Genomic DNA, 25,264 nt, shown 5'->3' with positions numbered 1-25,264 from the left:
CACCGGATCGACTCCCCCGAGGCCCGGGTCGCGGACCGGCGCGTAACGCCGATTGCCGTCCGCGATGCTCTTGCCAACTCCGGCGTCACGCTCGCTAACGAGGTCACTCGAACCATGAACTCGATCCTTTGCGCCGTCCTTGCGTCCGGCCACTTGCTCCTCGCCGCGCCGATCGGCCACTGCGCTTTCAGTCCGGCTCCCGTCCACGACGGCGAAGGCGGGTTCCCGCCGTCCTTCGAAGGCGTGGACATCCCGGGCGGGTTGGTCTATCCGGTCGAACTGACCTTCAGCCCCGTGGGCGACATGTTCGTGGCCGAGAAGCGCGGGCGGGTCTACGTCTATGTGAACGAGGTGCTGCAGTCGACGCCGGTCCTGAACATCCAGGACGAGGTCTACAACGCTGCGTCGCGCGGCCTCCTGGGCCTCGCCCTGCACCCGGGCTTCGTCCCCGATGGGGGCAGCACGGCTTGGCTCTACGCGGCCTTCACCGAGTCGCCGACCCTGGGCGCGGATCCCGCGTACAACGCGGACGACAAGTACGGCCACGGCGTGCTCGTGCGCTACCCGGTCGACACGGTCGGCGGCAACATCGTCGCCGACAAGGCGGCGGTCCAGTACCTGCTCGGCGAGCGCCTGGCGGACGGCTCCTCCCCCGATGCCTTCGCCTCGATCCACACGGCCCACGCATCCTGTGCGCTGATCTTCGCCCCCGACGGGACGCTCTTCATCGGCCACGGGGACGGGGCGCACATCGACTACAACGACCAGGGCGGCTTCGACGATCCGGCCTACGACGACTTCATCCACCCGGTCACGGGCCTGCGCGGGCAGTTGCCGAAGGAACAGGACTGCGGTGCCTTCCGCGCCCAGGACCTGCGTTCGCTCTCGGGCAAGGTGCTGCGGATCGACCCGGAGACGGGGGCGGGGCTGCCCTCCAACCCCTTCTTCGACGGCGATCCCACAAGCAACCCCTCGCGCATCTGGGCCCTGGGCCTGCGCAATCCCTACCGCTTCGCCCTGGTGCCCGGCACCGGCTCCACGGACCCGGCCGCGGGTGACCCGGGCACCTTGATCGTCGGCGACGTGGGCTCCTTCCGCTTCGAGGAGCTCAACTACGTCGACGCCCCGGGCCTCAACTTCGGCTGGCCCTGCCGCGAGGGCGACAAGCCGGCCGGGGACTTCGTCGAGCTGCCGCCCGTCAACCCCAACCCCTTCGGCTACCTCGACTGCACCTCGCCGAAGGTCGGGATCCCCACCGATCCGATCGTGGCCTGGCACCACCTCGATGGGGCGCAGACCTTCCCGGCGGGAATCTTCCTGGGCACGGACGGCCAGCCGACGACCTCGCTGGTCGGCGCCTGCTCCATCGGCGGCGCGGTCTACCCGGGAGGCAGCTACCCGCCGGAGTACGACGGCCTGTTGTTCTTCGGCGACTACGCCAGCGACAAGTTGATGACGCTCGAGCTCGACGCCGCGGGCAACCCGGTGGCCGTGCGCGATTTCAACAACGCGGTGGACCTCCTGGTCGACATCGCCGTGCACCCGATCAGCGGCGACATCTACTACCTGGACATGGGCACGACCTGGGGCGACGGCCACATCGTGCACCTGCGCTACGGCGAGAACCTCTCGCCTGCGGCGGTGCTGACGGTGGACGCGGCCACGGGTACGTCGCCGCACACGGTGCAATTCGACGCATCCGCCTCGAACGACCCCGAGGGCCAGGCCTTGGCCTACACCTGGAACTTCGACGACGGCAGCCCCGAGCAGCAGACCAGCGTGCCGACGATCTCTCACACCTACACCGCCAGCGGGATCTACAACGCTCTCCTGCGGGTGACCGATCCGTCGGGTCTGTTCGACGAGACGTCGGTCCTGATCGCGGTCGACAGCGTGCCCCCGCAGGTGGCGATCACCTCGCCGCCCACCGGGAGCACTGTCGATCCCCACGCCACCTCGCTGGATCTGTTCGGGATCGGCTCGGACTCCGGCGGCGGCGACCTGGAGTTCGCCTGGCAGGTGGACCTGCACCACAACGTGCACGTGCACCCGGACGTCTACGGCGACATCACCACCGGGCCCAGCGCCACCTCGACCACCGCCAACCTCGATCCCCACGGTGGCGGAGTCGAGATCGTCTTCTACGAGGTGCTGTTGACCGCGACCAAGCTCGACGGAGCCAAGGTCACCGACCGCGCCTGGTACTTCCCCTCCGACACCCTGCTCGATCCGATCGGCACGGCGCAGTTGGTCTCGCGCCTCGACGAGCTCAGCCCGCCCATGCCCCAGGGCGCCGGCAACCCCGACACCGAGGTGGTGCGCGACGGCGTCGTGCCCCAGCCCGCGGCGGCGTCCGGGGACTACTTCTCCACCGAGCACGGCGGCGACCAAGGCGGCGACGACTGGATCGGCATGGTGATCCCCTCGCGCCCCGAGCCCTACGCGCGCTTCGTCTCGTTGACCTTCACCGAGGGGCCCGCGGACCCGAGCGGCGGTTGGTTCGAGGACGTCGACGTCGAGATCCTGAGCGGCGGCCGCTGGGCCGCGGTCGACGGCCTGGTGACGGTGCCCGAGTACCCGGCCGGAGCCCCCGGCGACGACTTCGAGACCTTCACCTTCCACTTCACACCCCAGTACGGCGACGGCATCCGCCTGCGCGGCACGCCCGGCGGGACGCTGGGCTACATCACCTGCTCCGAGCTGCGCGCCGGGATGATCACCTCGGCCGCCTACCAGTTGGAGCGGCGCGACCTGTCGGACCTCGGCTCGATCGAGCTCTTGGTGGACGAACTCGTCCCGCCCGGCAGCCTCGGCCTCGGCAACCCCGACGTGGAGCTCCTGCGCAACGGGACCATGCCCCAGGTGGGCTCGACCAGCGAATGGGCCCAGTTCTCGACCTTCCACAACGGCGACCAGGCCGGCGAGGACTGGCTCGGCTACGCCTTCGACGAGCCCCAGACGATCGAGTCACTGCTGTTCCAGGAGGGCCTGCACTTCCCCGGTGGGGGGTGGTTCGAGGACCTTCACGTGCGCACCCAACTCGACCCCGGCGGTCCCTGGACGCCGGTCACCGGCCTGTTCTCGGATCCCGGCGCGCCGACCCCCGGCGGCGGGCTCTCCTACGAGACCTTCTCGATCGCCTTCGACCCGGTCGTTGCGCGCAAGGTGCGGATCGGCGGCACGCCCGGCGGCACCGACGCCTTCGTGACCGCGGCCGAGCTGCGCGCCTTTGGCCCCTGGTTCGACGAGACCGTCTGCGGTTGGACGAGCTACGGCAGCCCGTCCGAGCTCTGGCTGACCATGGACCTGCGCGCCAACACGCCTCCGATCCCGGGCTACCCGATCCTGATGGAGGTCAGCGACGCCGACCTGCCCGAGACCGCGGTGGGGCTGATGATGATCTCCACCGCCTCGGCCTACATCCCCCTGTCCTTCGGGCTGCTGTTGGTCGACCCCACCTCGCCGGCCGTGGCACCCCTGGTGTTCGACGCGGCCGGGGAGTCGGACTGGTTGGTGACCCTGCCCGACATCCCGGCCTTCGCCGGCATCTCGTTGTTCATGCAGGCGGGCCGCTACGCCCCCTCGGTCTGGGGCGGCGTGCGCTACTCGACCGGTCTGCAGATGCGCGCCTGCCAGTAGGTCGGGGAGCACCGGGACCCGGCGGGCGCCTCAGCGCTCGCCGGCGGCCTCGACCATCTGGTCGAGCACGTCGAGCACCCGCTCCCAGTCGTAGTTGGCTAGGGCGAAGGCCCGCGCCGCCTGGCCCAGTGCGCTGGCGGCCTCGCGATCGTCGAGCAACCGCACGACCTCGCGGGCGAAGGGCTCGGCCTCGTCGGCGACCACGAAGTGCCGGCCGGCGATGCCCTCCACGCCCTGGGTGGCGCAGGTGGTGCCGACCGTGGGCAGGCCCATGGCCAGGGCTTCGAGCACCTTGTTCTGGATGCCCCGCGCGATCCGCAGGGGCGCCACCGAGAGGGCGGCGCGCTCGAGGTAGTCGCGGGGCTCGTCCACGAAGCCAGTGACCTCGATGCCCGGCAACTGGCCCAGGGCCGTGACCTCGCCCGTGGGCTTCGAGCCGACGATGGTGAAGCGCGCCTCGGGACGCTGGGCGCGCACCCGCGGCCAGACCTCGCGCGCGAACCACAGGCACCCGTCCACGTTGGGCAGGTAGTCCATCACCCCGACGAACACGCAGTGGTCCGGCTCGGCGCGCTCGGGCGCCGGTGTGAAGCGCGCGAGGTCCACGCCGTTGCGGAGCACCGCGGAGGCGTTGCCGGGCATGCGTTCGTCGAAGATGCGTCGCTCGAGCGGCGTGCAGAAGACGTTGGTGCGCGCGGCGGCGGCCACGCGCCGCTCGAAGTGCTCGAGGGTCCGGCACTCGCGGGCGTAGACCCAGGACATGGGCCAGCGCTCGCGCGCCGCGTACTGGCGCCACTTGTCCGAGTCGAGCTCGGCCATATGCATGATCCAGGGCAGCTCTGGGTGCGGCAGCAGGAACGCGCCCATGGACGAGGAGTAGGCGTAGGCGAGGTCCGCCGAGCCGGCCTCTTCGTCGACCGCAGCCTGGAGCTCGCGCGAGCCGTAGTAGCCCAGGGTCAGGGGCTTGGTCGTCGCCAAGAGCGGCAGGGCGCGCAGCTTCTGCTGCATGGACGAACCCAGGGGGACCGCCGTGGTGGGGATGCCCTTGGCCACCAGGGCCTTGGCCGCGCGCTCGTCGTCCTCGTCGTGGGCGAAGGCCACCACGCGCACCTCGTGCCGTCGGGCCAGCCGCTCGACGATGCGCCAGGTGGTGATCTTGTCCCCGCGGTTGGGCGGATAGGGGACCCGCTGGGAGAGGAACAGGATCCGCACGGGCGGGCAGGTTACGCGGATGGGTGGGCCCGTCCGAGGGCTACGACGCCGTTTCGGGGGCCGGCCCCGGTCTCAGCCCGAGCTCGCGACCGGATCGCGGCGCTGGCGCCAGGCGCGCACGTGCCACTGGATCGAGATCGTCAGCCGCCGCACGGCGCGGAAGTGTCGGCTCATGGCTGCCAGCCCCGTCGCGATCAGCACCGCCCCGGGCAGGGGCGTGGGGATCAACAGCACCCCGACCAGGATCAGCGGCACCCCGGTGGCCACGGACCCGGCGCGCCGCCAGCGGGTGCTCTGGTCCGGGCTGACCCGCCGCGGGCACAGGAAGGCCAGGGGGCGTCGGTTCGGACTGTTGGTGCTCGGGCGCATCGCGGTGTCGGCGGCAAGGGTCGCGCCGACCTCCTCCTTGGTTCGGCCGCCGAGCGCCCGAGTCCTGAGGCCCAGGGCGATTCGTTCAGTCGCGCGACCGACCCTTCTCGCGGGCGGAGACGGTCCGACGATCCCGGTTAGCATCCGCCCATGATCGCCAGCGCTCTGCTGTTGCTCGCCGTGGCCCAGGCAGGCGAGTCGAAGGATGGTCCGCCGCCCGCGCCCGAGGGCCGCCTGGGACCGTTCGTGCGCGCCTACCCGAACCTGCGCGCCCCGATGGACGTGGAGCTGTTGCCGGATGGATCGCTCTGGGTGCTCGAGAGCGACGGCCACCGCGTCTCGCACTTCGAGGCGAGGGCGGGCCGCATCGGCTCGGCGGGCAGCTTCGGCGACGGGGCCGGCGAGCTGCGCTTTCCCCGCGGCCTGGCGATCGACACGGGCGGGGACCTGCTCGTGTCCGACACCGAGAACGACCGCGTGGTGCGCTTCTCGGCCGGGGGCGAGTTCGAGCGGGTGGAGGTCGGACTCGGCGGCGCGGTGGACCTGGGCCTGCGCTGGCCGGAGGGCCTCGACGCGCGGGCCGGCCGCCTGGGCCTGTGCGACCGCGGCAACCGCCGGGTGGTGGTGATCGAAGAGGGCCAGGCCCGCTTCCTGGGCCTCGGCGGACCCCTCGCGGCCGGCGGCCTGTTGGACCCGATCGACCTGTGCTTCCTGGACGACGAGGGCTCGGCGGCCGTCGCCGACGCGGGTCTGCACGAGGTCGTGGTCTACGACGCCGAGGGCGCCGAACGCCTGCGCTTCGGCGGCTTCGGGCACTTCCCAGGTCAGTTCTCACGCCCCAGCGGCCTGGATTTCGTAGGCGGTCGCCTCTACGTGGCCGACAGCGACAACCACCGCGTGCAGGTCTTCACGCCCGGTGGCGAGCTGCTCTACGAGTGGGGCAAGCACGCCCTCGCGCCGGGCCAGGGCGACGGGCACCTGCATTACCCGGGCGCCGTCGCGATGCTCGAGAACGGCCTCGCTGCCGTGGTGGCCGAGGCCTTCGCCGGGCGCGTGCAGTACTTCGGCCCGGCGGTCGGGCCGCCGGAGCTCTACCGCACCGATCCGGCGACCCTGGGCGCCGACAGCTCCGGTCACGTGGGTCCGGTGGTCGCCGCCGCCGGGCGACTGGTGGCGACGATCGAGCCCGAGACCCAAGAGGTGCACCTGCACGACCTGGGCTCGCGCAGCGGCACGCCGATTCTGGTCTGCCGCGCCGGCGGCTTCGGCGATCGGCCGGGGCAGTTCCGCGGCCTGGTCGACGTGGCCCTGTCCGCCGACGGCGAGCGCCTGTTGGCCCTCGACGGTCGCGACCGGCGTCTGTCCGAGTTCCAGGTGGGAGCCCTGGGCGAGGACGGCCCGCGCATGGACCGGCGCCTGGCGGCCTTCGCCCGCTCGATCGACCTGACCGGCCTGGTGCCGGACCTGGCCAGCGCCGACGCCCTGGCCCTGGCGCCCGACGGTCGCGTGCTGGTGATGGACGCGGCCGGGCGCCGGGTGATCGAGGTGGCGGCCGACTGGGGCAGCGCGCGCACCCTGTCGGGCGAGAGGGTCCCCGCGCCCCGGCGCGGCGTCGACCTGGCCCTGGACAAGTCGGGGCGCTTGGCCCTCGCCGACCAGGGCGAGCGCGCGGTGTTGATCGTCGATGCGGACGGCGTCCTCGTCGCGCGCATCGACGACGTGGATCCGGGCGGAATCGCATTCGACGCGCAGGGGCGACTCTTGGTCACCGATCGCGTGCAACGCGCCCTGCGGATCTTCACCCCGCGCGAGGACGGTGGCTTCGCCGAAGCCGGCAGCCTGGGCCGAGGAATGGGCGCCGGCGTGGCGAAGTTCCGCGAGCCCCGCGGCGTGGCCCTCGGCCAAGAGGGACGGCTGGTCGTGATCGACTTCGGCAACCACCTGCTGACCATCGTCGAGGCCGACGGCCGCCTGGTGGGCGCCAGTGGGCCGCGCGCCTATCTGGACGAGCTGGTGCCCAAGGCCGGGGGCGGCGCGGGCGAAGGGTCCGGCGAGGGCGGTCAGTGAAGGCCCTGGTGACCCTGGCGCTGGTCGCGCCCCTGGCCGCCTGCACTCCCCGTGGCCCGGCCCTGCCGAACGCCGAGGGCTTCTCGCCCCTGCCGCCCGCGCCGGCCTCGTCAGACTCCCTCGCTGGCAACCCCGACCTGGCGGCCTACGGCCAGTCGCTGTTCTTCACCACCGGCCTGTCCTTCGACCAGCGCCGCTCCTGCGCCAGTTGCCACCGCCCCGACCGCGCCTTCTCGGGTGCTGCGGCGATCGACACGCGCGGCTTCGGGCCGCGGGACGTGCCGCCCCTCGTGGGGGTCGCGCGGCGCACGAGTTGGATGTGGTCCGGCGAGGTCGACAGCCTGGAGCAGGCCTGCCTGCACGGCTTCGGCGACGAGGACGTGCTGGGTGGATCGCTGCCGTCGACCCTACGCTTCGTGGCCCAGTCCGCGGCCCTGGCGGAACAGCACCGATCGCTGTTCGGGAACCCGCCCAAGGCCGACGGTCGCGACGAGATGCGCCGCACCCTCGATGAGCTCGGCCGCGCACTGGCCGCCTACCTGCGCCAGTTGGAGGGCGGGCCCTCGCGCTTCGACGAGGCCGCCGCCGACCAGTCGCGCTCGATCCTGGCGGCGGACGCCCGCCGCGGCTTCGAGCTCTTCCACGGCCGGGCCGCCTGCAACCGTTGCCACGGCGGCCCGAACTTCAGCGACGGCAAGGTGCGCGACCAAGGCCTGCCGGACCTGCCCGAGATGGCCTTCGGCCTGGACCCCGACGACCCCCTCGCCAAGCTCGAAGCGGGCCAACGCGAGACCAACCCGGGCCTGGTGCGAACGCCCTCCCTGCGCGACGTGGCGCGCACCGCGCCGTACATGCACGACGGCCGCTTCGCCGACCTGCGCGAGGTGCTGCGCTTCTACTCGGAGTCGGTGGGCAACACGGTCGAGGCCCGCGCCCGGGGCGTGACCCTCAAGGCCGTGCCCATGTCCGAGCGCGAGATCGCCGACCTCGAGGCCTTCCTGCGCAGCCTGGACTCCGCGCCCCTGCCCGGTCAGTTGCGCCGGCCCGTGCGCTGAGTTCGTCCGTGCCTGCGCCCGTAGCGCTGGAGCGCGCGCGAGCCGAGCTGCCGCCGCGAACGAAGAGGGCCCCGCGCAGTGACTGACTCGTCACGCCGCGGGGCCCTGTTGCTGCTGCGGGCGTCAGGGCGCGAGTTCCAAGGACACCGCGTTGCTCGCGAAGACCACCGTCAAGCTGGCGGTGTCGAGCACCGGATAGGCGTGGTCGAGGACCAGGCCCGCCAAGGACGGATCGAGCCCCGCGTTCAACACGATCGACGCGCTCGCGGCGCCGCTGCCGTCGAGTTGGCCAAAGGTGCCCACGAACAGCGGCGCGAGGGCGCCGGTCAAGGTCGCCGTGGTGTAGGCGTCCGGGTTCAGGGGCAGGACCACGCCGTCGATGGCCACGCCGGGCGCGGTGCCGCTCAGGCTGCCGAGCACGATGTAGGTGTCGCCCGCGAAGGCCGCGCCCGCGTGCAGGCTCAGGGCGTGGTTGCCGCCGCTGGCCAGGGAGATCACGGACGGAGCGCCCACCAGGGGCTCGCACAAGTCCGGCACGAAGTCGGCGTCGATGTCGGCGGTGGCGCCGAGCAGCACCTCGATGCCGTCCGACTTGCCGCTGCCGTCACAGTCCGCACAGCCCAGGTCGACGACCGTGAAGTCGTCGAGGCCGGCCTCGACGATCGAGCCCCCGCCGGTGTCGCGGGCCACGAAGCGCAGGCGCACCTGGTTCGTGGGCAGCACGTACTGGGCCACCGCGAAGCTGTAGGGCACCCAACCGCCGTCGGTGCCGGGACCGGCCGGGCCGAGGCGCTCGACCGGGACCCAGCTCGAGCCGCCGTCGTTGGAGATGTCCACGTCGAGGACGTCGTCCTTCACGCCGTTGAAGCCGTTGGAGTACCAGCGCCAGTAGCGCACCTGGGCGCCGGCGATCCCGGCCAGGTCGAGCACCGGCGAGAGCAGGGTCGTCTTGCCGCCATCGATGTCGTCGGTACCCACCGAGCCGCCGGGCGAGCCCTGGCCCGTGATCCAGGCCTGGGTGCCGGCGGCGCTGTGGTCGTCCTCGGGCGCGGCCTCGGTCCCGACCGGGTCGACCCGCGTCCAGATGCCGGTCGTGGCGTCGTCACCGGCGGCGCCGCTGGTCCAGCCGGCGCCGGACTCCATGTCGAAGCTCGCCACGAGCGTCTCACCCGTGCCGATCGGCGCGCGGTAGGGCAGGTTCGAGCCCAGGTCCGGAGCGTTCCAGACCAGCCCGTCGGTGGACGTGGCCGACACGTAGAACTCGAGCGCCGCACCGCAGGGCAGGCTCGGCAGGCTGGCCTCGAAGAGGTCGCCGCCGAGCGGCGTCAGGGGCACCGACTGGTAGCCGTTGCCGTAGTCGAAGAAGAGCTGGGCGGAGCCGCCCTGCAGCGCGCCGGCGCTGGCCTCGAGCACGCGCACTTGGATGGTCTCACCGGCCGGGTCGAACAACTGCGGCAGTCCGCTCGGGAACTCGAAGCTCACCTTCGGAGCGCCGACGTACCACACGAACAGACCCTTCTCGAGGTCCGAGCCGATGACGATGTCGTCCTCGAAGTAGGGGTAGACGTTCCACAGGGCGCTGGTCGAGGCCGCGTCGTCCTCCGGATAGGTGTCGAAGAAGGCCACTTCCGGCGGGTTGGTGGGGTTCGCCGCCGTGTCGAAGATCCGCATACCGCTGCGGTAGTTGGCCTCGTAGATGCGTCCGTTCGAGGTGTAGAGGTTGTGCCCGACCGCGGTGTTGGTGCCGAAGAAGGAGGTGACGTAGAAGGCGTTGGCCGGGTTGGACACGTCGACGACGATGGTCTTCGTGTTGAACGAGCCGTTCTCGTCCAGCTCGTCGTTCACGTACAGCAGTTGGCCGTCTTCACTCAGCCAGCACTGGTGGCTGTAGGCCGCGCCGGACCAGAACACGCGCTTGAGCACGACGATGTTGTTCTTGTCGGTGACGTCCAGCACGTCCATCGAGGTCTCGGTGAAGCCCCCGTTGAAACCGCCGCAGACGAAGGCGATCTGGCGCCCGGCGAAGGGGCCGCTGGTGTAGGTGACGATCTGCGCGTCGTGCACGTAGCGGTCGCCCCACTCGCCGACGTAGGTCGGCGCGGCCGGGTTGGCCAGGCTGTAGATGCGCAGGCCCTCGCTGCCGCCGCCGCAGCGGTAGAGGAAGCCCGAGACCGTGTCGATGGCGACGTTGTGGGAGGCTGAGGTGCCCACGCCGGTGGTGACGCTCGCGAGCTCGGTGACGACCCCCGCATCGATCGCGGTCAGGTCGAAGACCTGGATCCCGCCGCCGCCCTCACTGACTGCGTAGGCGTAGGGGCCGTAGGTCTTGATGTCGCGCCACAGGCTCTCGACGCCGGAGATGGTGGTGACGATCTGGGCGTTGCTCGGGTCGGTGATCTCGACGAAGGCCGTGGCGTTGGAGAGGCCCATCAGGGCGTACTCGCGGCCGCTGGGCGAGGTGTAGCCCCAGGAGTCGTTGCCGCTGGTGGCGCCGGTGCCGAAGTCCGACAGGGACAGCCACGAGAGGAGCTGCACGCCGCTGGCCGGGAACTGGATCCCGCTGGCGACCAGGCCCTGGTTGCCCGCCGCCCGGCGGGTCGACCCGACCGTCCAACCGGCGCCCTCGTACATGGGCTGGCGGTCCCGGAGCTTGGGATCGCCCTCGTGGGCCAGGGCCGTGCCCGGAAGGACGCTGCCCGTGAGGGTCAGGCCGGCCAGGGCGAACAGGGGGGCAGCCACGGAACGGGGCCGCCGGCGGCGCTCGAGCGACGCAGTGCGATGACGCATGGGGGATGGGGACGGGGTGCGGGGAGAGGTCGCGCGGGGGGGCTGACCTACATCGGACCGATGGCAGCGGTCCGAGGTTCCGCGACGGGACGAAGTCCGGCGGACGCAGCTCCGCTGCGGACCCTCGGATGCTAACCCGACGCGCCTTAACCGGGGCTGGAAGGCCCCGCCGGTCCCTCAGGCTTTCCCTGGTCGAGGTCGGAGAGGGGCGGCGCTCCCCGGCGAGGCGGGGGCGGGAGGCCGTTTGCCGAAGACCGAGTTGGATCGAGTGAGGAGCGGGTCGCCAAACGGGCTGGATCCAACCGGTCGAGGACTAGGCCTTGGCGTCGTAGTTGGGCAGAGCGTGGCCCTCTTCGCGGGCAGCAGCACACCAGCGCTGCATCGGTTCGAAGGCCCAGAGCGTCTCCACATAGGCCTGAGCCACCGGCGACAGGGGCGGGTGGAAGCTGTGGAACCGGGCCGCGACCGGGGCGTAGTAGGCGTCGGCGAGGGTGGGGGTGCCGAACAGGAACGGTCCGCCGAGCTTTGCTCCGAAATCGCTGCGCGTCTCGCTCCAAATGCGATCGATGCGGGCGATGTCCGCCATCACTCCGGGGGCGCGCTCGCGCCACGGGCGCTCGATGCGGATGTTCATCGGCATGTCCTGGCGCAGATCCAGGAAGCCCGAGTGCATCTCGGCGCAGATCGATCGGGCGTGGGCGCGCGCCGAACGGTCCTTCGGCCACAAGCCTCGTTCGGGGGCTAATTCCGCGAGGTACTCGCCGATCGCCAGGCTGTCCGAGACGGTCAAGTTCCCATCGGCCAGGGCGGGCACCTTGCCGGTCGGTGAGTGGCGCAGGCGTTGCTTGCGGTCCGCGTCCTCGTCGAAGTGAACCATGACCTCTTCGAAGGGCAATCCGGAAAGTACGGCGGCCATCCAGGCGCGCAGGGACCAGCTGGAATAGTTCTTCGAACCGAGGATCAGTTTCATGGAGGGGTGGGGCTCGGGCGGACGGCGCGAGCATGAGGCTAGCTGCTGGAGGCCCCTGGTGAGCACTCGGGCTTTGGCCGGGCGCCAGAGGGCCCTGAAAGCGCGCCTTCCGGTTAGCTTGTGGCAGTCAGGTCCGGCCCCCACCCCCTATGAAACACCGTTCGCTCCTCTCCGGCGCGCTGGAGGAGAAGTGATTCAAGGGGGCAGTTCGCGGCGGGCGCTCGGGAGTGGAGACCCTTGGTTCAGGAAGGCGGTGGTCTGCACGGTGGGCCTCGTTCGCCGCCGGCAGGTCGAAAGCGGGGCCTGGGCCTGAGGAAAGCCCTTGGCTTGGACCGCTCTTCGCGCGGAGCAGGCATGGGGGAGCCTCCGGGGCGGGCCGGATCGACAGCAGTGAAGGGGCGGAGCGTCGCTCAGGCCCAGTCGAACTCGGGGCCTGGCGGGGGACGCGCGGACTTGAGGACGGGTGGATCGGTGGGGAGGCCGACGTGCTCGAGGATGCTGCGGATGACGTCAGGCTTCGTGATGAGCGCGATGACCGTATCCGTCCGGCCAAGTGGTGCAGCCGACAGGAATTCGCCCGGTCGCTCGGATTTGCGATTGGCCGGGGACGCGATGGCGCCCCGACTCTCAGCCTGCGATCGTGGCTACCGCGCGGGAGCGTGCGTCCCGCCATCCACGCGGCGTGAGGCTCTCGAGTCCATCGGCGGGGTGCTCGCGGATCCTCGAGAGCACGTCGCGGAGATACTCGAAGGGCTCGACGTCGAGCCGTTTGCAGGTCTCGACGAGGGAGTAGATGACGGCCGCTCGCTGCCCGCCGCTTTCGCCGCCGCAGAAGAGCCAGTTCTTGCGGCCTACGGCCACCGCGCGCATGGCTCGTTCGATCGAGTTGTTGTCGATCGCGATCCGGCCATCGTCGACGTGCCGGACCAACTCCTCCCAAAGGTTGAGCGTGTAGGCCACTGCCTTGCCGACTGGGCTCTTGGGCAGCGCCGACTTCGAGAGTCGCTCGAGGTCCTGGTGGATCGACGCGAGGATCGGTCTCGACTTCGACTGGCGCAGCTCGCCTACCGCATCGGGAGCCAGGCCCGCATCGCGCGCTTCCTTCTCCACGCGGTACAGGCGCTGGATCTTGGCCAGGACTGTCGACGCGTCCGCCGTCGCGCTTGTCAGCGCTTCCCAAAACTTGCGTCGGGCATGGGCCCAGCACGCGACCTTGGTCACGCCATCTGAGCGACAGACCTCGTTGTAGCCGGCGTAATCGTCGATCTGCAGGTAGCCCTGGAATCCATCGAGAAATTACAGAGGGCCATCACGGCCCCGGCTCGTTCGAAAGTCGTAGACCACATCGCCGTCGCGATCGGCGTAGCCCCAGAGCCAGGCGCACTGCTTGCCGCCGCCCTCGAAGTTGGTCTGCATCAGGACCGGCGTCTCGTCGGCGTTCACGTACCCCGATGCGAGGATGCGCTCTCGCATCACCTGGACGACGGGGAAGAGCGGCTCGGCGCAGGCCCCGACCCAGTCGCACGCCGTCGAGCGACTGAGCGCGTAGCCGTGCCGCTCGAAGATCGCCTCCTGGCGGTGCAGAGGAAGGTGGTCGGCGTACTTCGACACCAGGACCTGGGCCAAGAGACCCGCACCGGGGCGTCCCTTGTCGATCACCTGCGGCGGCGCCGGCGCGATCAGCACGCCCTCTTGGCATCCACGGCAGGCGTACTTGGGTCGTAAGCGTCCGACGCCGAAGTCCAACAGGCCGTTGCCGGCGACCGATTCGGCGGCTGCGATGGTGGCATGACGACAGGACGAGCGAGATCGCGTGGCGGAACAGACCTGGCAAAGTACTACCGGGAGCTGCTGGAGGAGCAGGCGGAGAGCGAGCTGAGCATGACCGAGTTCGCGGGGGAGGTCGGCGTCTCGGCAGCGACGCTCTACGGGTGGCGTAGGCGTTTGGCGGCCTCGGCCCAGGTGGAGGCCGGCGAGCTCGTGGAGGTGCAGGTCACCGACGACGAGGTCGGGATGAGGCAGCGGGCTCCGATCGTGCTGACGATCGACAACCGGCTGCGGGTCGAGCTCGAGGCCGGATTCGACGCGGCCGCGCTCGAGCGTCTGCTGCGCCTCTTGTCGCGATGCTGACGCTGGGAGCGGGCCGACGGGTGTTCCTCGTGGCAGGTTCGACGGACATGCGGAAGTCCTTCGACGGCTTGAGCGGCGTGGTTCGCTCGGCGCTGCAGGGCGATCCGAAGTCGGGCGATCTCTTCGTCTTCTGCAACCGGCTGCGCAATCGGCTGAAGGTCTTGTACGTCGACGAGTCGGGGGTGTGGGTCTGCGCGAAGCGGCTGGAGCGTGGGACCTTCAAGTGGCCGTCACCGACGTCCGGGGAACGACGCGTCGAGATGCGCAGCGAAGAGCTCGCGCTGTTGCTCGGCGGCTTGGACGCGAAGGAGCTGAAGGCACGTGCTTGGAAACGTGACACTCGTACGGTGACCTCGGCGAACTTCGCAATACGGCCTTGATCTCGAGTGCGCGGGGAATATAGAACGCGTGCATGTCGCCCGACGCGCTCTTGCAGGAGAACGATCGGCTGCGCGAGCAGCTTGTCGAACGCGACGAGCGCATCGCCGGACGATGAGGTGCTGGATGGCGAGCAGAACACGGAGTAGGGTTGTGGCGCGCATGACGGGGTCCCGGATATGGGCGTATGACACCCCGAGTCTGGCGTCCTCGTCGTGCGCATCAACCGATCACCCCTAAGCTCCGCGCAACGACCTCCAATCGCTGGGTTCCCCCTCGAACGCGCCCCGGTGGCTTCCACTAAAGGTGCAGGAGAACCTCAAGAAGTCTTGGCGGCGCTCCGACTAGCTTCGGCTCCGGTCGGTCAGCCGCCATCCTCCGCGGGCATGGTGCCGACCCCCGATCCGCTGCGCAACGCAGCCCGGCAGCTCTGGAATCCGGACATCGCCATCGAGCCGAGCAGGATGAAGAGGACACAACTCAGCGCCAATCGATCGCCGTCGTTCTCCAGTCCGGCGTAGCGCGCATTGCCGAGCAGGAGGAACGCGAAGACGCCCGGCGTCAGGAAGAGGAAACCCGCGAAGATCGGTGCCGATGAGTCCTGCAACCAGGGCGCATCGGCGGGTTCGCACGAGAGGTCGTCGTCGCCGTCGGTCGCTGGTGAGGATTCGCGCTCGCTGGACTTGACCCACTTGAGGAGCCGATCGCGCGCCGCCTGGAGGTGCTGTATCGCACGGAAGGTCAGGAGGAGGATGGCGATGGCGAGCCCGGTCCGCGCCGTCGCCCGGTTCATCGGAACTCCGATCGTCGGAATCGTGAAGTCGCCGTGCAGCGCTTCCTGCGCGGTCTCGATCGTGGAGTTCTCCGCGACGCGAAAGCTGCCGGTCGCGCCGTCGATGTTCTTGAGGATCTCCTTGATGCCGTCGACCGCGTCCTGAAGCCTGCGATCGTCGGGGCTGGGGGCCAGAGCCTCGAAAGTCCGATCGATCCACCGTGACGTCATCTCGGCTCCAACGCGCTGCCCGAGTTCGGTGACGTCGCGCTCGCCGGCCACCTCCACGCCAAGCCAAGAGGACGCGAGAACTTCGAGGCTCGCCGCATCGAGACCGTCGACGACTATCCATGTGGTCCTCGGGTCGACTGCCGGAAGCGCGCTGCCGCGGGCGCAGGTCTCTGGGCTCAATAGCAGGATCGGTGCTTGGCTTCCGTGCGGAGCTGCCAAGACTTGCTCGACAGCCTCTTGCAGCGAGCTGTCCTTCTGAGTCCACGAGCCGTCCGAGTAGGGCGGCGGGATCACGACGAGTGGGCACTCACTCGGTGCTCGATCGTCGAAGCCGACACAGACCTCGGCGAGCAGCAGCCAGTAGCCGTAGTGTTGCAGCTCCTCAACATCAGGCTCGCCCGGTCGAAGCTCGAATCGAAGTTCCGGATTGGCGGCGCTCACGCCATCCGCGACGAGCATGGGCCGCAAGCGGTGCCTCGAGTTCTCCGGTGCGAGCAGCAATGCCGTTGCATCGAGGGTCACGCTGGGGGGGCGCTGTCCGCCGGGCTTGGCTCGCGCAGGGTCGCTAGCAATCTGCGCTTGTATCGAGCGAGCCTCGGTCCCTGCGGCGAAGCTCCCATCGGTGTACGACGCTGCAAACTGGTGGGTTCGAAGCTCGAGCCCCTTCCACTCGCGGTGTTGCAGGTCGACGAGCAGCCCCAAGTCTTGCTCTAGTTCTCTCAGCTGGTAGACCCGCGCGCCTCGTCCACCCACTCGGTGAATCGACCTGACCGCCCGGAGGTCGCGGAGGGCATCGATCGCGATGATCGGCCTGAGACACTCCTCGGCACGGGCGTCGAGCTCGTATCGCGGCGGGATCCAGCTGATGTAGAAGAGAATCGAGAGCAGGACGACGACCTGCTGCAAGCCACGGACCTGGTCAACCAGTCGCTCCAAATTCGTCCCCCTTCTCTTCCCTCGGCGAGCATTAGGAAGCGGCGGCGACGCACCTTGTCGGCTCAGCCCTCGCTTCGAGCCGAGTCTAACGGCGTCGTCTGTGACCGAGGCTCAGATTTGGTCGGGAGGCGTGCGCCAGGCTTGGGCCGTCTGACGCTCGCGCGAGCCCAGGGCGCCGATCAGGGGTTGCCGGCAGGCCGGTCGGTCGGGTCGAATCGCACGAGAGAGGCACCGATGCCCCGACCGTTGAAGTCTGTCAGGGCCTTCTCGTGCGCGGAGGCGAACACAGCCCCTGTCAGGAGCTGCCCGGCCCCCCCGAGCTTCGTGGTTCCGAGCAGCCGTGCTCCGCGAAAATCGGCATCGAGAAGTGAGCAATCGAGGAACCGACAGTTCTCGAGCACTGTGTCGGCACCGAACTTCACACGGTGCATGACAGCATCGTTGAAGGAAACGTCGATGAGTCTTGCTGCATAGAACGCCGAGTCGACGAGGTTGCAGACTGTGTCTTGACTGGGGTCGAATCCCTGTCGGATTCCCGTGGCGTTCGTCGATGTGCCGGCTGTGGCGTCATTCTTGACGACTCCGCTAGGATCGAATCGAGATCCGAAAGAGACGTCTCGCAGTTGCGTGCCCCGCCAGGTTGTCCCATCGGCTCTGATCCCATCGAACCGAGCGCTGATCAATGTGGCGCCGTCGAAACAGGCCCCGTTCAGCCACGTACCCCGGAATACCGTGCCCTCCAACTTGGCTCCTGTCAGGTCTGCGTGGCGCATGTGAGCAACGGCGAACACGCAGTCTGAAAGATCGGCTCCGCGCAGGCTGACCCCTTGGTCGGCTCGCGGCTGCAAGGGGGCGTCGCCAAAGATCGATCCGGCGAAGTTGTAACCTCCCAGGTCGATCGGTTCGCCGAGCTCGAACAGGTCGAGCGCTCGGAGGTCAGCGTTCTGAAAATCGAACTCCGGCCGACTCGGGTTGCGAGCGCGATCAGAGGACAAGGATGCGAGTTTCGCGTGCTCGATCAGGATCGCCGCGACCATGCTATTCGCCTCGATCGAGCCGACTTGGGTCGATCGCTCGGACAGGCGTCGTGCCGTCTTGGCGAGTCCGGTGAGGACCACTGGCGCCGCACCGCGCGCACGGCCGGCGTCGGCTGTCGTCGCGAGCATCACTCGAAGATCGAAGTCGCTCGGTCGATCTTCCCCAAGGGCGAGCTGCGCGAATGACTGGACTTCGACCCTCGCTGCCCTTGCGTTGAGGAAGGGGCCGACGAGGAACGAGTAGGTGAGGCCAAGGCCCAGGATCACCGCGGTCCCTATCAACGCACGCTGGGAGAGCGTGGTCCCGCCGCGCTCCTTGGTCGTTTCAGAGCCGGCTTCGGCTGCAGGACGATCGTTTGCGGTACCCACGACGGCGGAATTCCCAGTCCGGCTGGTCACTGCTGCACCACGATGCTGCGTTTGTGCCTCGACTTTGGCTGCGACGATCGAGTTTCCCAAGGGCCTCCTTCGACGGGCTCGGAAGCCGATTCGATCAACTCCCGTGCCTCAGCGCTAGAAGAGATCGTTCCTTCTCGGTTGCTGAAGCATCCCTGGAGGGTACGGCCGGAGGTGTGCCTGCAACCTCCAATGGCCCTCTCGCGGGTGACGTCGATCGATCGGGGTTGTTCCGCGAAGAAGCTCTCCGCAGGGGCCACACCCGGACTCTTCTCAGATGTGGAACATGCCCTGCCAATAGACACCCGTCTTGTCCTCCATGCGGGGTACATCCACCTCTTATCGTTCACCCGGCCGCTCGGGCTGAAGGCTCTGGATCCGGAAAATGCAAGGCCTCTCGGCTGATAATTCACACTTTTTGGGTCTTGACCGCCCCAAATGCCGTTTGTGGGGGCGAGCATCTCGTGGGTCATCACCCTCGTGAGCACAAGGCGGACTGGACAGCCGGCCCGCCCGCAGGCCCCCGAATCGTGAAATTACAGGGCTCAATAGGAGGAGCCATGGAACGGAGCACGACCCCCTTGCCAAACGTCGTCCCGGCCAGACCTGAACCTGCCCCCCCGATGTCGTTCGCAGTCGCCCTCGACAGGCTTCTGGGGTACAGGCTTCTGGGGTACGAGCATCGGGAAGGCTGGTTTCGGGAAGGTCGGGCGGTGCGGTCTTGCAGCGTTCCTCGCGTGGTGCCGACCTGCATGGAAGCGGCCGAAAGGCGTCCTCCGTGGTTGCATCTGTTCGGCACCGCATCGTCGCGGGTACGTCGATTCGGCGATGGGTCCCTGAGGAGAGTCTGGGCAAGGCGACGAATTGGCATGGTGGCGGCGATCGCTGCGAGCTATGCGATCTCGACCTTCTGCGCCCCGACGATGGCGATGTCCTCGGACGGTAGTAACGAGAGCGATCGCGCCGCCCGGCTCGAGGTGCAGACGATCGGTTCAGGCTTGAACCTCCCCTCGATCGCCCTGACGAGTGCCGCGACAACCGGCGAGCAGGAATCGAAGATCGGTCGACTGTTGAAGAACTGGCAGGACTGCGTCGCGCACCCGCTGTGCTCCGACGAGGAAGCCGAGAAACACAAGAAGGCGCTCGACGACGAAGTCGAAGCCAAGGAGAACGGGTCCGGTGGCGGCAGCGGTGGAGGGGATGGGCAATGAGCGACCTCCTCGCATTCGAATCGCCCCGGCATCGTCCATCGTCGATCTTGGACGGGCGCGTGTATCCCATCGTGGTCGTTCTAGTCCTCGTGTCTGCCGGCCCATCGAGTTCGGAACCTGCCCGCGTGCAGTCGCAACTGACCGCTGGCCCTGACCCGCTCATCAAGTACGAAGAGCTCTACCTCGATCTAACGACGACGCGCCGCGCGGTGATCGAAGCCGAGTTCGCTCCTGCCGGAATCGCGACCGATTGCCGCTGGTCGGAGCCTCTGACCGAGTTGGACGACGACGTCGCGATCGAACATGTTGCGCGGGCCGCCGTCGCGGAGACAGACCCACTGATCAAGGCGGTGCTGACGTGGGGCGCATTCGGCCACATCGATCGCAATCGAGCGACTCACCCCGAGGCGATCCCGCTCATTGTCGAGCTCTTCGACTATTACTCGAAGGCAGCCAATGATTCGTTCGAGCTCGGCGAAGACCTTGCGGCATTCCTGTCGATGGCCTGCGTTCAGCAGGGGCGAGACTACGACGCGCTGGCGCTTCCGATCCTGGCGCAGTCCGACAACCCGGCTGCGTTGCGGCTCGGCTATTTGTTCGCTGACCCGCGCTTCGATAGCACGCGCTTGACCGTCGGTGAGTCACTTCAATCACATTTGACTTCTACGGGGCGTTTCGCTGCATTCGAGTGCCTGCGGATCAGACTGTGCGACGAGGTCGAACACCGGGCCTGGTTGACTGACACTTTCGGCGCGGCGCTCGCGACGGAATCCGACGATCGCAACGCGGAGCTACTCGGGGAAGGCCTCGTCCATCTGGACGGGGCCGACGCACTTTCCGAGCTCTTCGAACAGATCGCGCGCGCCCCCCGCCATCGACAGTTCGCTCTACTCGAGACCTATCTCGTCTCGCTCGAGCCTGACCAGGCTCGCATTGAGATCGCCGAGCTGGTGGGAGCGAACTCGCTGCATCCGGCCATCAGTTTGAAGGCCGCGGGGCTATTCGCCGACCAATCCACCGCCGTTGCGCTCGTCGGCCTTATTCGCGACAACGTCCTGTCCTCCGATCTTCGGATTGCGGCGCTGCGCGGGTTGTGGCGCGGATACATGGCGCCCGCGGGTCAAGCGCTCGCTGAAGAACTGGCTGCGAACGATGACACTCCTGTCGATCTTCGCGGTGAGAGCCTGCGCCTGGCGTTTCTCGGTCGGCTTGGCTCCAGTCGGGGACCGCTCGAACTAGAACCGTTCCTCGACGTCGGTCAGCCCCGAGAGCTTCAGCGGATGGCTGTCGACCTCGCGACCTACCTGCCTGGTGCGGTCGAGAGTGGCTGGTTCGAACGGGCCCATCTGAAGGCCGCGGGGACTGAGCTCGCGCAGTCCATGGACGACCTGATTGCTCGCGTCGATGGTTGGCGGGAGCAAGTCACCTACGCGGAGCCGGGCTTGGTTGTCAGCGAACGAGAAGCGAAGCGCGACTGGCGCTTCTCGGAGTTCGCCGTGTCCAAGGGGATCTGGCGCAGCCTCGCCCTGGATTCGAATCCCATTGGGGCGATCGCTGCGCAGCGCAAGGCGAATCGGCTCGAGAGTCTGGCCATGGCTATCGCTGTGGCCATGAGTCCTGAAGCGCATTAGGAGCGAAGGCTGGAGTTCGCCCGCAGGGAGTGAAGGCCCAGCCGCTCCGGCTGGGCACGTTGCTGGCGGCGAGGCGGTTGGCGAGCCGAGTGTCGCGGACCGAGTGGTGGGAAGCGGGTTCAGTCGAGGATCTCGAGCATGTCGCCGCGCTGCACCCGGCCCGGCCGCGCGACGCTGGCACGCACGCCGAGGTAGATGCGATCGGGCTTGTGGGCGTAGTTGCCGCCGGCCGTTCGTCGATATCCGGCCAGGGTTCGTAGGGGCTCTCCGCGCCGGTCGCGCTCGCCGCTGGTCGGATTCACGTTGACCAACACGCAGCGCGAGGCCGGCTTGACGACCTCGAGTTCGGCGTCGCCGATGCGCAGACGCCGCCAGTGGTCCTCGGCGTAAGCCTCGCAGCCCCGCACCACCGTATCCGTCCGGCCAAGAGGTGCAGCCGACAGGAATTCGCCCGGTCGCTCGGATTGGCGATTGGCCGGGGACGCGATGGCGCCCCGACTCTCAGCCTGCGATCGTGGCTACCGCGCGGGAGCGTGCGTCCCGCCATCCACGCGGCGTGAGGCTCTCGAGTCCATCGGCGGGGTGCTCGCGGATCCTCGAGAGCACGTCGCGGAGATACTCGAAGGGCTCGACGTCGAGCCGTTTGCAGGTCTCGACGAGGGAGTAGATGACGGCCGCTCGCTGCCCGCCGCTTTCGCCGCCGCAGAAGAGCCAGTTCTTGCGGCCTACGGCCACCGCGCGCATGGCTCGTTCGATCGAGTTGTTGTCGATCGCGATCCGGCCATCGTCGACGTGCCGGACCAACTCCTCCCAAAGGTTGAGCGTGTAGGCCACTGCCTTGCCGACTGGGCTCTTGGGCAGCGCCGACTTCGAGAGTCGCTCGAGGTCCTGGTGGATCGACGCGAGGATCGGTCTCGACTTCGACTGGCGCAGCTCGCCTACCGCATCGGGAGCCAGGCCCGCATCGCGCGCTTCCTTCTCCACGCGGTACAGGCGCTGGATCTTGGCCAGGACTGTCGACGCGTCCGCCGTCGCGCTTGTCAGCGCTTCCCAAAACTTGCGTCGGGCATGGGCCCAGCACGCGACCTTGGTCACGCCATCTGAGCGACAGACCTCGTTGTAGTCGGCGTAATCGTCGATCTGCAGGTAGCGCTGGAATCCATCGAGAAACTACAGAGGGCCATCACGGCCCCGGCTCGTTCGAAAGTCGTAGACCACATCGCCGTCGCGATCGGCGTAGCCCCAGAGCCAGGCGCACTGCTTGCCGCCGCCCTCGAAGTTGGTCTGCATCAGGACCGGCGTCTCGTCGGCGTTCACGTACCCCGATGCGAGGATGCGCTCTCGCATCACCTGGACGACGGGGAAGAGCGGCTCGGCGCAGGCCCCGACCCAGTCGCACATCGTCGAGCGACTGAGCGCGTAGCCGTGCCGCTCGAAGATCACCTCCTGGCGGTGCAGAGGAAGGTGAGTGGCGCGGGGGAATTGCACCCCCGCGCTCTCCCAGAACCGTACGTGAACCTCTCAGCTCATACGGCCTTTATCGTTCAGCCATTCCAGTCCGAAGGATTGCCCAGTGCGCGAATAGCGTGGGGTCGCGGCGGGCGATTCCCGCCAGCCAACGCCACGGCTGTCGTCCACAACGCCGGAACCGTTTCCGGTACTTCCGCTGCGCCCAACGCACGAGAGCGTAGTTGAGCGGGCGAAAGACCGGCACCAGCGCCGAGCGGTGGAACGCTCCGTAGTAGGCAATCCAGCTCCGCATGCTCGGGTTGAACATGTTCGCCAGATCGATCAGGCTCTTGTCAGTTCGCCGCGCGACCCTCCAGCATCGTCGCATCTCCTGTCGCATTGCCTTCGCGGCCTTGTCGCTGACCCCCAGAGAGAAGCTCAGGAAGAGCTGACCTCCCCGGTTGTGCGCGCGACGCTGCCGGAAGGTGTACCCGAGGAAGTCGAAGCTGACTCTCGGGTACGGCCCTCTCCGATTGGAGTCCCGGCAATAGACGATCTTTGTCTTGGCCGGGTGGGCCTCGAGTCGACAGTGAGCGAGACGCTGAACAATAGCTCGGCGTACCTGCATTGCCTGGGCCTCGGTCCGACAGTGAATCACGACATCATCCGCGTACCTCTCGAACGGCACGTCCGGATGGCGCTCGGCCATCCAGGTGTCGAACGCGAGGTGCAGGAAGATGTTCGCGAGAACCGGACTGATGACCCCACCCTGGGGAGTCCCTGAATCCCTCTCCTCAAGCGATCCATCCTCGAGCTGCAAGGGTGCTTTCAGCCACCGTTCAACATAGAGGAGGACCCAGCGACTGCTCGTGTAGCGCCGTACTGCGCGCATCACCAGGTGGTGATCGAGGGAGTCGAGGAAGGCGCGGATGTCGAGGTCTAGAACCCAGTCGAATTGCCAACAGCGCGTCCTGGCTCGCGCCATGGCATCGTGGGCCGACCGGCCCGGCCGATAGCCATAGGAGTCAGGATGAAACTGAGGCTCCACGACCTCGTCCAAGACCGTCTTCACCACATTCTGAGCGACGCGGTCCGCGACCGTCGGCACTCCCAACCTTCGTTCTCCTCCGTCGCCCTTGGGGATCGCCACCAGCTTGACCGGCGGCGGAAAGTACGAACCTGACGACATTCTGTTCCAGAGACGATAGAGGTTGTCCTTCAGGTCAACCTCGAAGTCCTCGATCGCCTGGCCATCAACCCCGGGCCCACCATCACTGGACTTGACCCGCAGATAGGCTTCCCAAACAAGCTTCTTCGGAATCTGAAATGGCTTTGCTACTTCCACAGGCTCCTCCCGTTTCCGGTTGACCTATGGTCGCGGCCGAACGACGCGACCCCTTTGCTCCAGCTCGTTTCCCAGCCTTCACCACTACTACGAGTCGCTCCGCCCCTGTGCCCCGCATCGGTCGGTATGCCCTTGCAGGGTCTGCCTGCTCGGGCGCCCTCCTTCGCATCGGGACGACAGGTTCCCACGTTCCACACGGACGCCTGGTCCAAGTTCACGCCGCCTTCATGCCGGACGCCGCCCAGTCGGTAGACAGGTGCCCTCTGGGCTTGTCCCGGGCCAACCACCCTGCCCGGTTTCGACGTCGAGTAGATACTTCACGACACGTCATCAGCGGTTCACTTGCGTTCGTCTCCCTGGACCTCACCTGACGCAGTCACGCCGCGCCTTTTCCTTCGACGCTCACCACCTGGGCTCTTAACCCACGCAGCTCGAGGCGGTTTGGAACCTGAGCCTGCACTCCGATTCCGAGGGGCCTACCCTCATCGTCCATGCAACACGGCCTGCTCCTCCAGCCTTGCGGCTGGTCAGCAATCCTTCGTGGCACACGGTGGTCGGCGTACTTCGACACCAGGACCCGGGCCAAGAGGCCCGCACCGGTGCGTCCCTTGTCGATCACCTGCGGCGGCGCCGGCGCGATCAATACGCCTGCTTGGCATCCGCGGCAGGCGTCCTTGGGTCGCACGTGCTCGCGCACCACCACCGACGTCGGGACGTAGTCGACCTCTTCCGTGACGACGCCGCCGATTCGCGCCATCGACTTCGAGCAGGACGGGCAGCAGCGCTCATCCTCGTCGAGGGCGTGTACGATCCGCACGCGCGGCAGTTCGTCGGGCAGCGCCTTGCGACCGTGGGCGCCCTTCCGCCGAAAGCGCTTCGGGATCTTGTCCTCGGGGCTTTCGGCGTCTGGGGCCTCCGTCGCCTCAGTCAGGGGGACGCTCGGGCGCTCGGCCTCGATCACATCGACCAGATCTTCGAAGGGGATCTGCAGCTGGTCGGGGTCGAGTCTCTCGCCCTTCGGGCCGAAGACCCGCCGGCGCGGGTAGTCGATGTAGTGCACGAGGTCGCGCTTCTCGCGACGCTCGGCCTCGAGCGCAGCGACCAGCACGTCGACCCGCTCTTGCAGGGTCGCGTTCTCGCTCTCGAGCTCACCGGCTTCCACTGCGACACCGTACTCATCGGCGGAATGTGTTCAAGGCCGGATCACAGGTCGCGGGGAATCTGCAGTTGGCGGGCGACTTCGTGCCACATCCCAGTCGTACGAGCCGCCGCTGAGTGGCGGCGGGCGATCCACCCAGTCGATCAGTCCCGCAAGCTCCGCGGGTGCCATCGTCACAGCCTCGCCATCCGCCTCACCGCGCGGCCAAGCGAGGCGTCCGGACTCCAGGCGTTTCGCCAGTACGCAGTAGCCACCACCGTCACACCAAGAGACCCTCACCCGATCGCGACCGCGGTTGCAGAAGGCGAAGAGGTGATCGGAGGGCGGGTCCATCGCAACGACCTCATCTACCAGCGCGGCCAACGTGTCGAAGGACTTTCACATTCCGGTCACGCCGGGCGCGACGTAGACGCGGACTTCAGAGCAGTAGTCGATCACCGGCGAATGAGGATCCAGAGCAGCCGATCGAGTTCGGAGGAGTCGAAGCCGC

General features: G+C 68.2%; 16 protein-coding genes and 3 pseudogenes. 7 read left to right on the top strand and 12 right to left on the bottom strand.

Features of this window, described 5'->3' with window-relative positions; all coding sequences use genetic code 11:
• The first annotated feature begins 114 nt into the window (after positions 1-114).
• The gene (locus Pla133_RS24135; protein WP_145070143.1) at positions 115-3,639 is read left to right on the top strand and encodes a PQQ-dependent sugar dehydrogenase; all 3,525 of its coding nucleotides are present in this window, start codon (positions 115-117) and stop codon (positions 3,637-3,639) included.
• 30 nt (positions 3,640-3,669) lie between these two features.
• Here Pla133_RS24135 and Pla133_RS24130 read toward each other — a convergent pair whose 3' ends face one another.
• Both Pla133_RS24130 and Pla133_RS24125 read right to left on the bottom strand, forming a co-directional pair.
• Positions 3,670-4,851 (bottom strand): TIGR03087 family PEP-CTERM/XrtA system glycosyltransferase, encoded by a 1,182-nt coding sequence (locus Pla133_RS24130; protein WP_419191912.1) that lies wholly within the window; start codon positions 4,849-4,851, stop codon positions 3,670-3,672.
• A 72-nt stretch (positions 4,852-4,923) separates the two neighbouring features.
• Entirely contained in the window at positions 4,924-5,220 is a 297-nt protein-coding gene (locus tag Pla133_RS24125; RefSeq protein ID WP_419191911.1) for a PGPGW domain-containing protein, read from the bottom strand.
• Between the two features lie 150 nt (positions 5,221-5,370).
• Between Pla133_RS24125 and Pla133_RS24120 the strand changes: the two genes are divergently transcribed.
• Together Pla133_RS24120 and Pla133_RS24115 are read left to right on the top strand one after the other, a co-directional pair.
• The gene (locus tag Pla133_RS24120; RefSeq protein ID WP_145070137.1) at positions 5,371-7,287 is read left to right on the top strand and encodes an NHL repeat-containing protein; all 1,917 of its coding nucleotides are present in this window, start codon (positions 5,371-5,373) and stop codon (positions 7,285-7,287) included.
• Positions 7,284-8,342: a cytochrome-c peroxidase gene (locus tag Pla133_RS24115; protein ID WP_145070135.1), complete on the top strand. Its 1,059-nt coding sequence runs from the start codon at positions 7,284-7,286 to the stop codon at positions 8,340-8,342. Before Pla133_RS24120 ends, Pla133_RS24115 begins: the two co-directional genes overlap by 4 nt.
• A 123-nt stretch (positions 8,343-8,465) precedes the next feature.
• Here Pla133_RS24115 and Pla133_RS24110 read toward each other — a convergent pair whose 3' ends face one another.
• The 3 genes and pseudogenes from Pla133_RS24110 to tnpC (Pla133_RS26745) all read right to left on the bottom strand — a co-directional run bounded on the left by Pla133_RS24110 (position 8,466) and on the right by tnpC (Pla133_RS26745) (position 13,758).
• On the bottom strand, positions 8,466-11,129 hold the full coding sequence (locus Pla133_RS24110; protein WP_145070132.1) for a choice-of-anchor B family protein: 2,664 nt from the start codon (positions 11,127-11,129) through the stop codon (positions 8,466-8,468).
• Positions 11,130-11,442: 313 nt separating this feature from the next.
• Positions 11,443-12,099, bottom strand: coding sequence for a glutathione S-transferase family protein (locus Pla133_RS24105; protein WP_145070130.1), 657 nt, complete (start codon positions 12,097-12,099; stop codon positions 11,443-11,445).
• Between the two features lie 627 nt (positions 12,100-12,726).
• Positions 12,727-13,758, bottom strand: a pseudogene (gene tnpC, locus Pla133_RS26745) (IS66 family transposase).
• A 129-nt stretch (positions 13,759-13,887) separates the two neighbouring features.
• Between tnpC (Pla133_RS26745) and tnpA the strand changes: the two are divergent.
• Together tnpA and tnpB (Pla133_RS24090) are read left to right on the top strand one after the other, a co-directional pair.
• Complete coding sequence (tnpA, locus tag Pla133_RS26740; RefSeq protein WP_419191910.1) at positions 13,888-14,229, top strand: IS66 family insertion sequence element accessory protein TnpA; 342 nt, start codon at positions 13,888-13,890, stop codon at positions 14,227-14,229.
• Complete coding sequence (gene tnpB, locus Pla133_RS24090; protein WP_145070124.1) at positions 14,223-14,609, top strand: IS66 family insertion sequence element accessory protein TnpB; 387 nt, start codon at positions 14,223-14,225, stop codon at positions 14,607-14,609. The genes tnpA and tnpB (Pla133_RS24090) overlap by 7 nt, the downstream gene beginning before the upstream one ends.
• Positions 14,610-14,971: 362 nt before the next feature.
• Here tnpB (Pla133_RS24090) and Pla133_RS24085 read toward each other — a convergent pair whose 3' ends face one another.
• Both Pla133_RS24085 and Pla133_RS24080 read right to left on the bottom strand, forming a co-directional pair.
• Positions 14,972-16,312, bottom strand: a complete 1,341-nt coding sequence (locus Pla133_RS24085; protein ID WP_145070122.1) for a hypothetical protein — start codon at positions 16,310-16,312, stop codon at positions 14,972-14,974.
• Between the two features lie 413 nt (positions 16,313-16,725).
• Positions 16,726-18,042, bottom strand: a complete 1,317-nt coding sequence (locus Pla133_RS24080) for a pentapeptide repeat-containing protein (RefSeq protein ID WP_145070120.1) — start codon at positions 18,040-18,042, stop codon at positions 16,726-16,728.
• 560 nt (positions 18,043-18,602) lie between these two features.
• Here Pla133_RS24080 and Pla133_RS24075 point away from each other — a divergent pair.
• On the top strand, positions 18,603-19,190 hold the full coding sequence (locus tag Pla133_RS24075) for a hypothetical protein (protein ID WP_145070118.1): 588 nt from the start codon (positions 18,603-18,605) through the stop codon (positions 19,188-19,190).
• Positions 19,187-20,821 (top strand): hypothetical protein, encoded by a 1,635-nt coding sequence (locus Pla133_RS24070; RefSeq protein ID WP_145070116.1) that lies wholly within the window; start codon positions 19,187-19,189, stop codon positions 20,819-20,821. The genes Pla133_RS24075 and Pla133_RS24070 overlap by 4 nt, the downstream gene beginning before the upstream one ends.
• A gap of 119 nt (positions 20,822-20,940) precedes the next feature.
• Here Pla133_RS24070 and Pla133_RS24065 read toward each other — a convergent pair whose 3' ends face one another.
• From Pla133_RS24065 to tnpB (Pla133_RS24040), 5 genes and pseudogenes are all read right to left on the bottom strand, one after another.
• Complete coding sequence (locus tag Pla133_RS24065; protein WP_419191909.1) at positions 20,941-21,228, bottom strand: MOSC domain-containing protein; 288 nt, start codon at positions 21,226-21,228, stop codon at positions 20,941-20,943.
• Positions 21,229-21,322: 94 nt separating this feature from the next.
• Positions 21,323-22,309 (bottom strand): annotated as a pseudogene (gene tnpC, locus Pla133_RS24060) (IS66 family transposase).
• Between the two features lie 49 nt (positions 22,310-22,358).
• A complete protein-coding gene (gene ltrA / locus Pla133_RS24050; protein WP_145070108.1) occupies positions 22,359-23,615 on the bottom strand; it encodes a group II intron reverse transcriptase/maturase in 1,257 nt (418 codons plus the stop codon).
• A gap of 376 nt (positions 23,616-23,991) precedes the next feature.
• Positions 23,992-24,777 (bottom strand): IS66 family transposase zinc-finger binding domain-containing protein, encoded by a 786-nt coding sequence (locus Pla133_RS24045; protein ID WP_145070106.1) that lies wholly within the window; start codon positions 24,775-24,777, stop codon positions 23,992-23,994.
• A 30-nt stretch (positions 24,778-24,807) separates the two neighbouring features.
• A pseudogene (tnpB, locus tag Pla133_RS24040) lies at positions 24,808-25,140 on the bottom strand (IS66 family insertion sequence element accessory protein TnpB); the annotation flags it as partial.
• Positions 25,141-25,264 lie beyond the last annotated feature (124 nt).

This window comes from Engelhardtia mirabilis, from assembly GCF_007748095.1.
GTDB lineage: Bacteria > Planctomycetota > UBA1135 > UBA1135.
The sequence above is the reverse complement of the archived record's forward strand: the minus strand, read 5'-3'. Positions and strand labels throughout refer to the sequence as shown.

Excerpts from the sequence above, each read along its gene's own strand:
- Pla133_RS24135 (WP_145070143.1), top strand. The coding sequence starts at position 115 with ATGAACTCGATCCTTTGCGCCGTCCTTGCGTCCGGCCACTTGCTCCTC.
- Pla133_RS24125 (WP_419191911.1), bottom strand. The coding sequence starts at position 5,220 with ATGCGCCCGAGCACCAACAGTCCGAACCGACGCCCCCTGGCCTTCCTG.
- Pla133_RS24120 (WP_145070137.1), top strand. The coding sequence starts at position 5,371 with ATGATCGCCAGCGCTCTGCTGTTGCTCGCCGTGGCCCAGGCAGGCGAG.
- Pla133_RS24110 (WP_145070132.1), bottom strand. The coding sequence starts at position 11,129 with ATGCGTCATCGCACTGCGTCGCTCGAGCGCCGCCGGCGGCCCCGTTCC.
- Pla133_RS24105 (WP_145070130.1), bottom strand. The coding sequence starts at position 12,099 with ATGAAACTGATCCTCGGTTCGAAGAACTATTCCAGCTGGTCCCTGCGC.
- tnpA (WP_419191910.1), top strand. The coding sequence starts at position 13,888 with ATGACGACAGGACGAGCGAGATCGCGTGGCGGAACAGACCTGGCAAAG.
- tnpB (WP_145070124.1), top strand. The coding sequence starts at position 14,223 with ATGCTGACGCTGGGAGCGGGCCGACGGGTGTTCCTCGTGGCAGGTTCG.
- Pla133_RS24075 (WP_145070118.1), top strand. The coding sequence starts at position 18,603 with ATGTCGTTCGCAGTCGCCCTCGACAGGCTTCTGGGGTACAGGCTTCTG.
- Pla133_RS24070 (WP_145070116.1), top strand. The coding sequence starts at position 19,187 with ATGAGCGACCTCCTCGCATTCGAATCGCCCCGGCATCGTCCATCGTCG.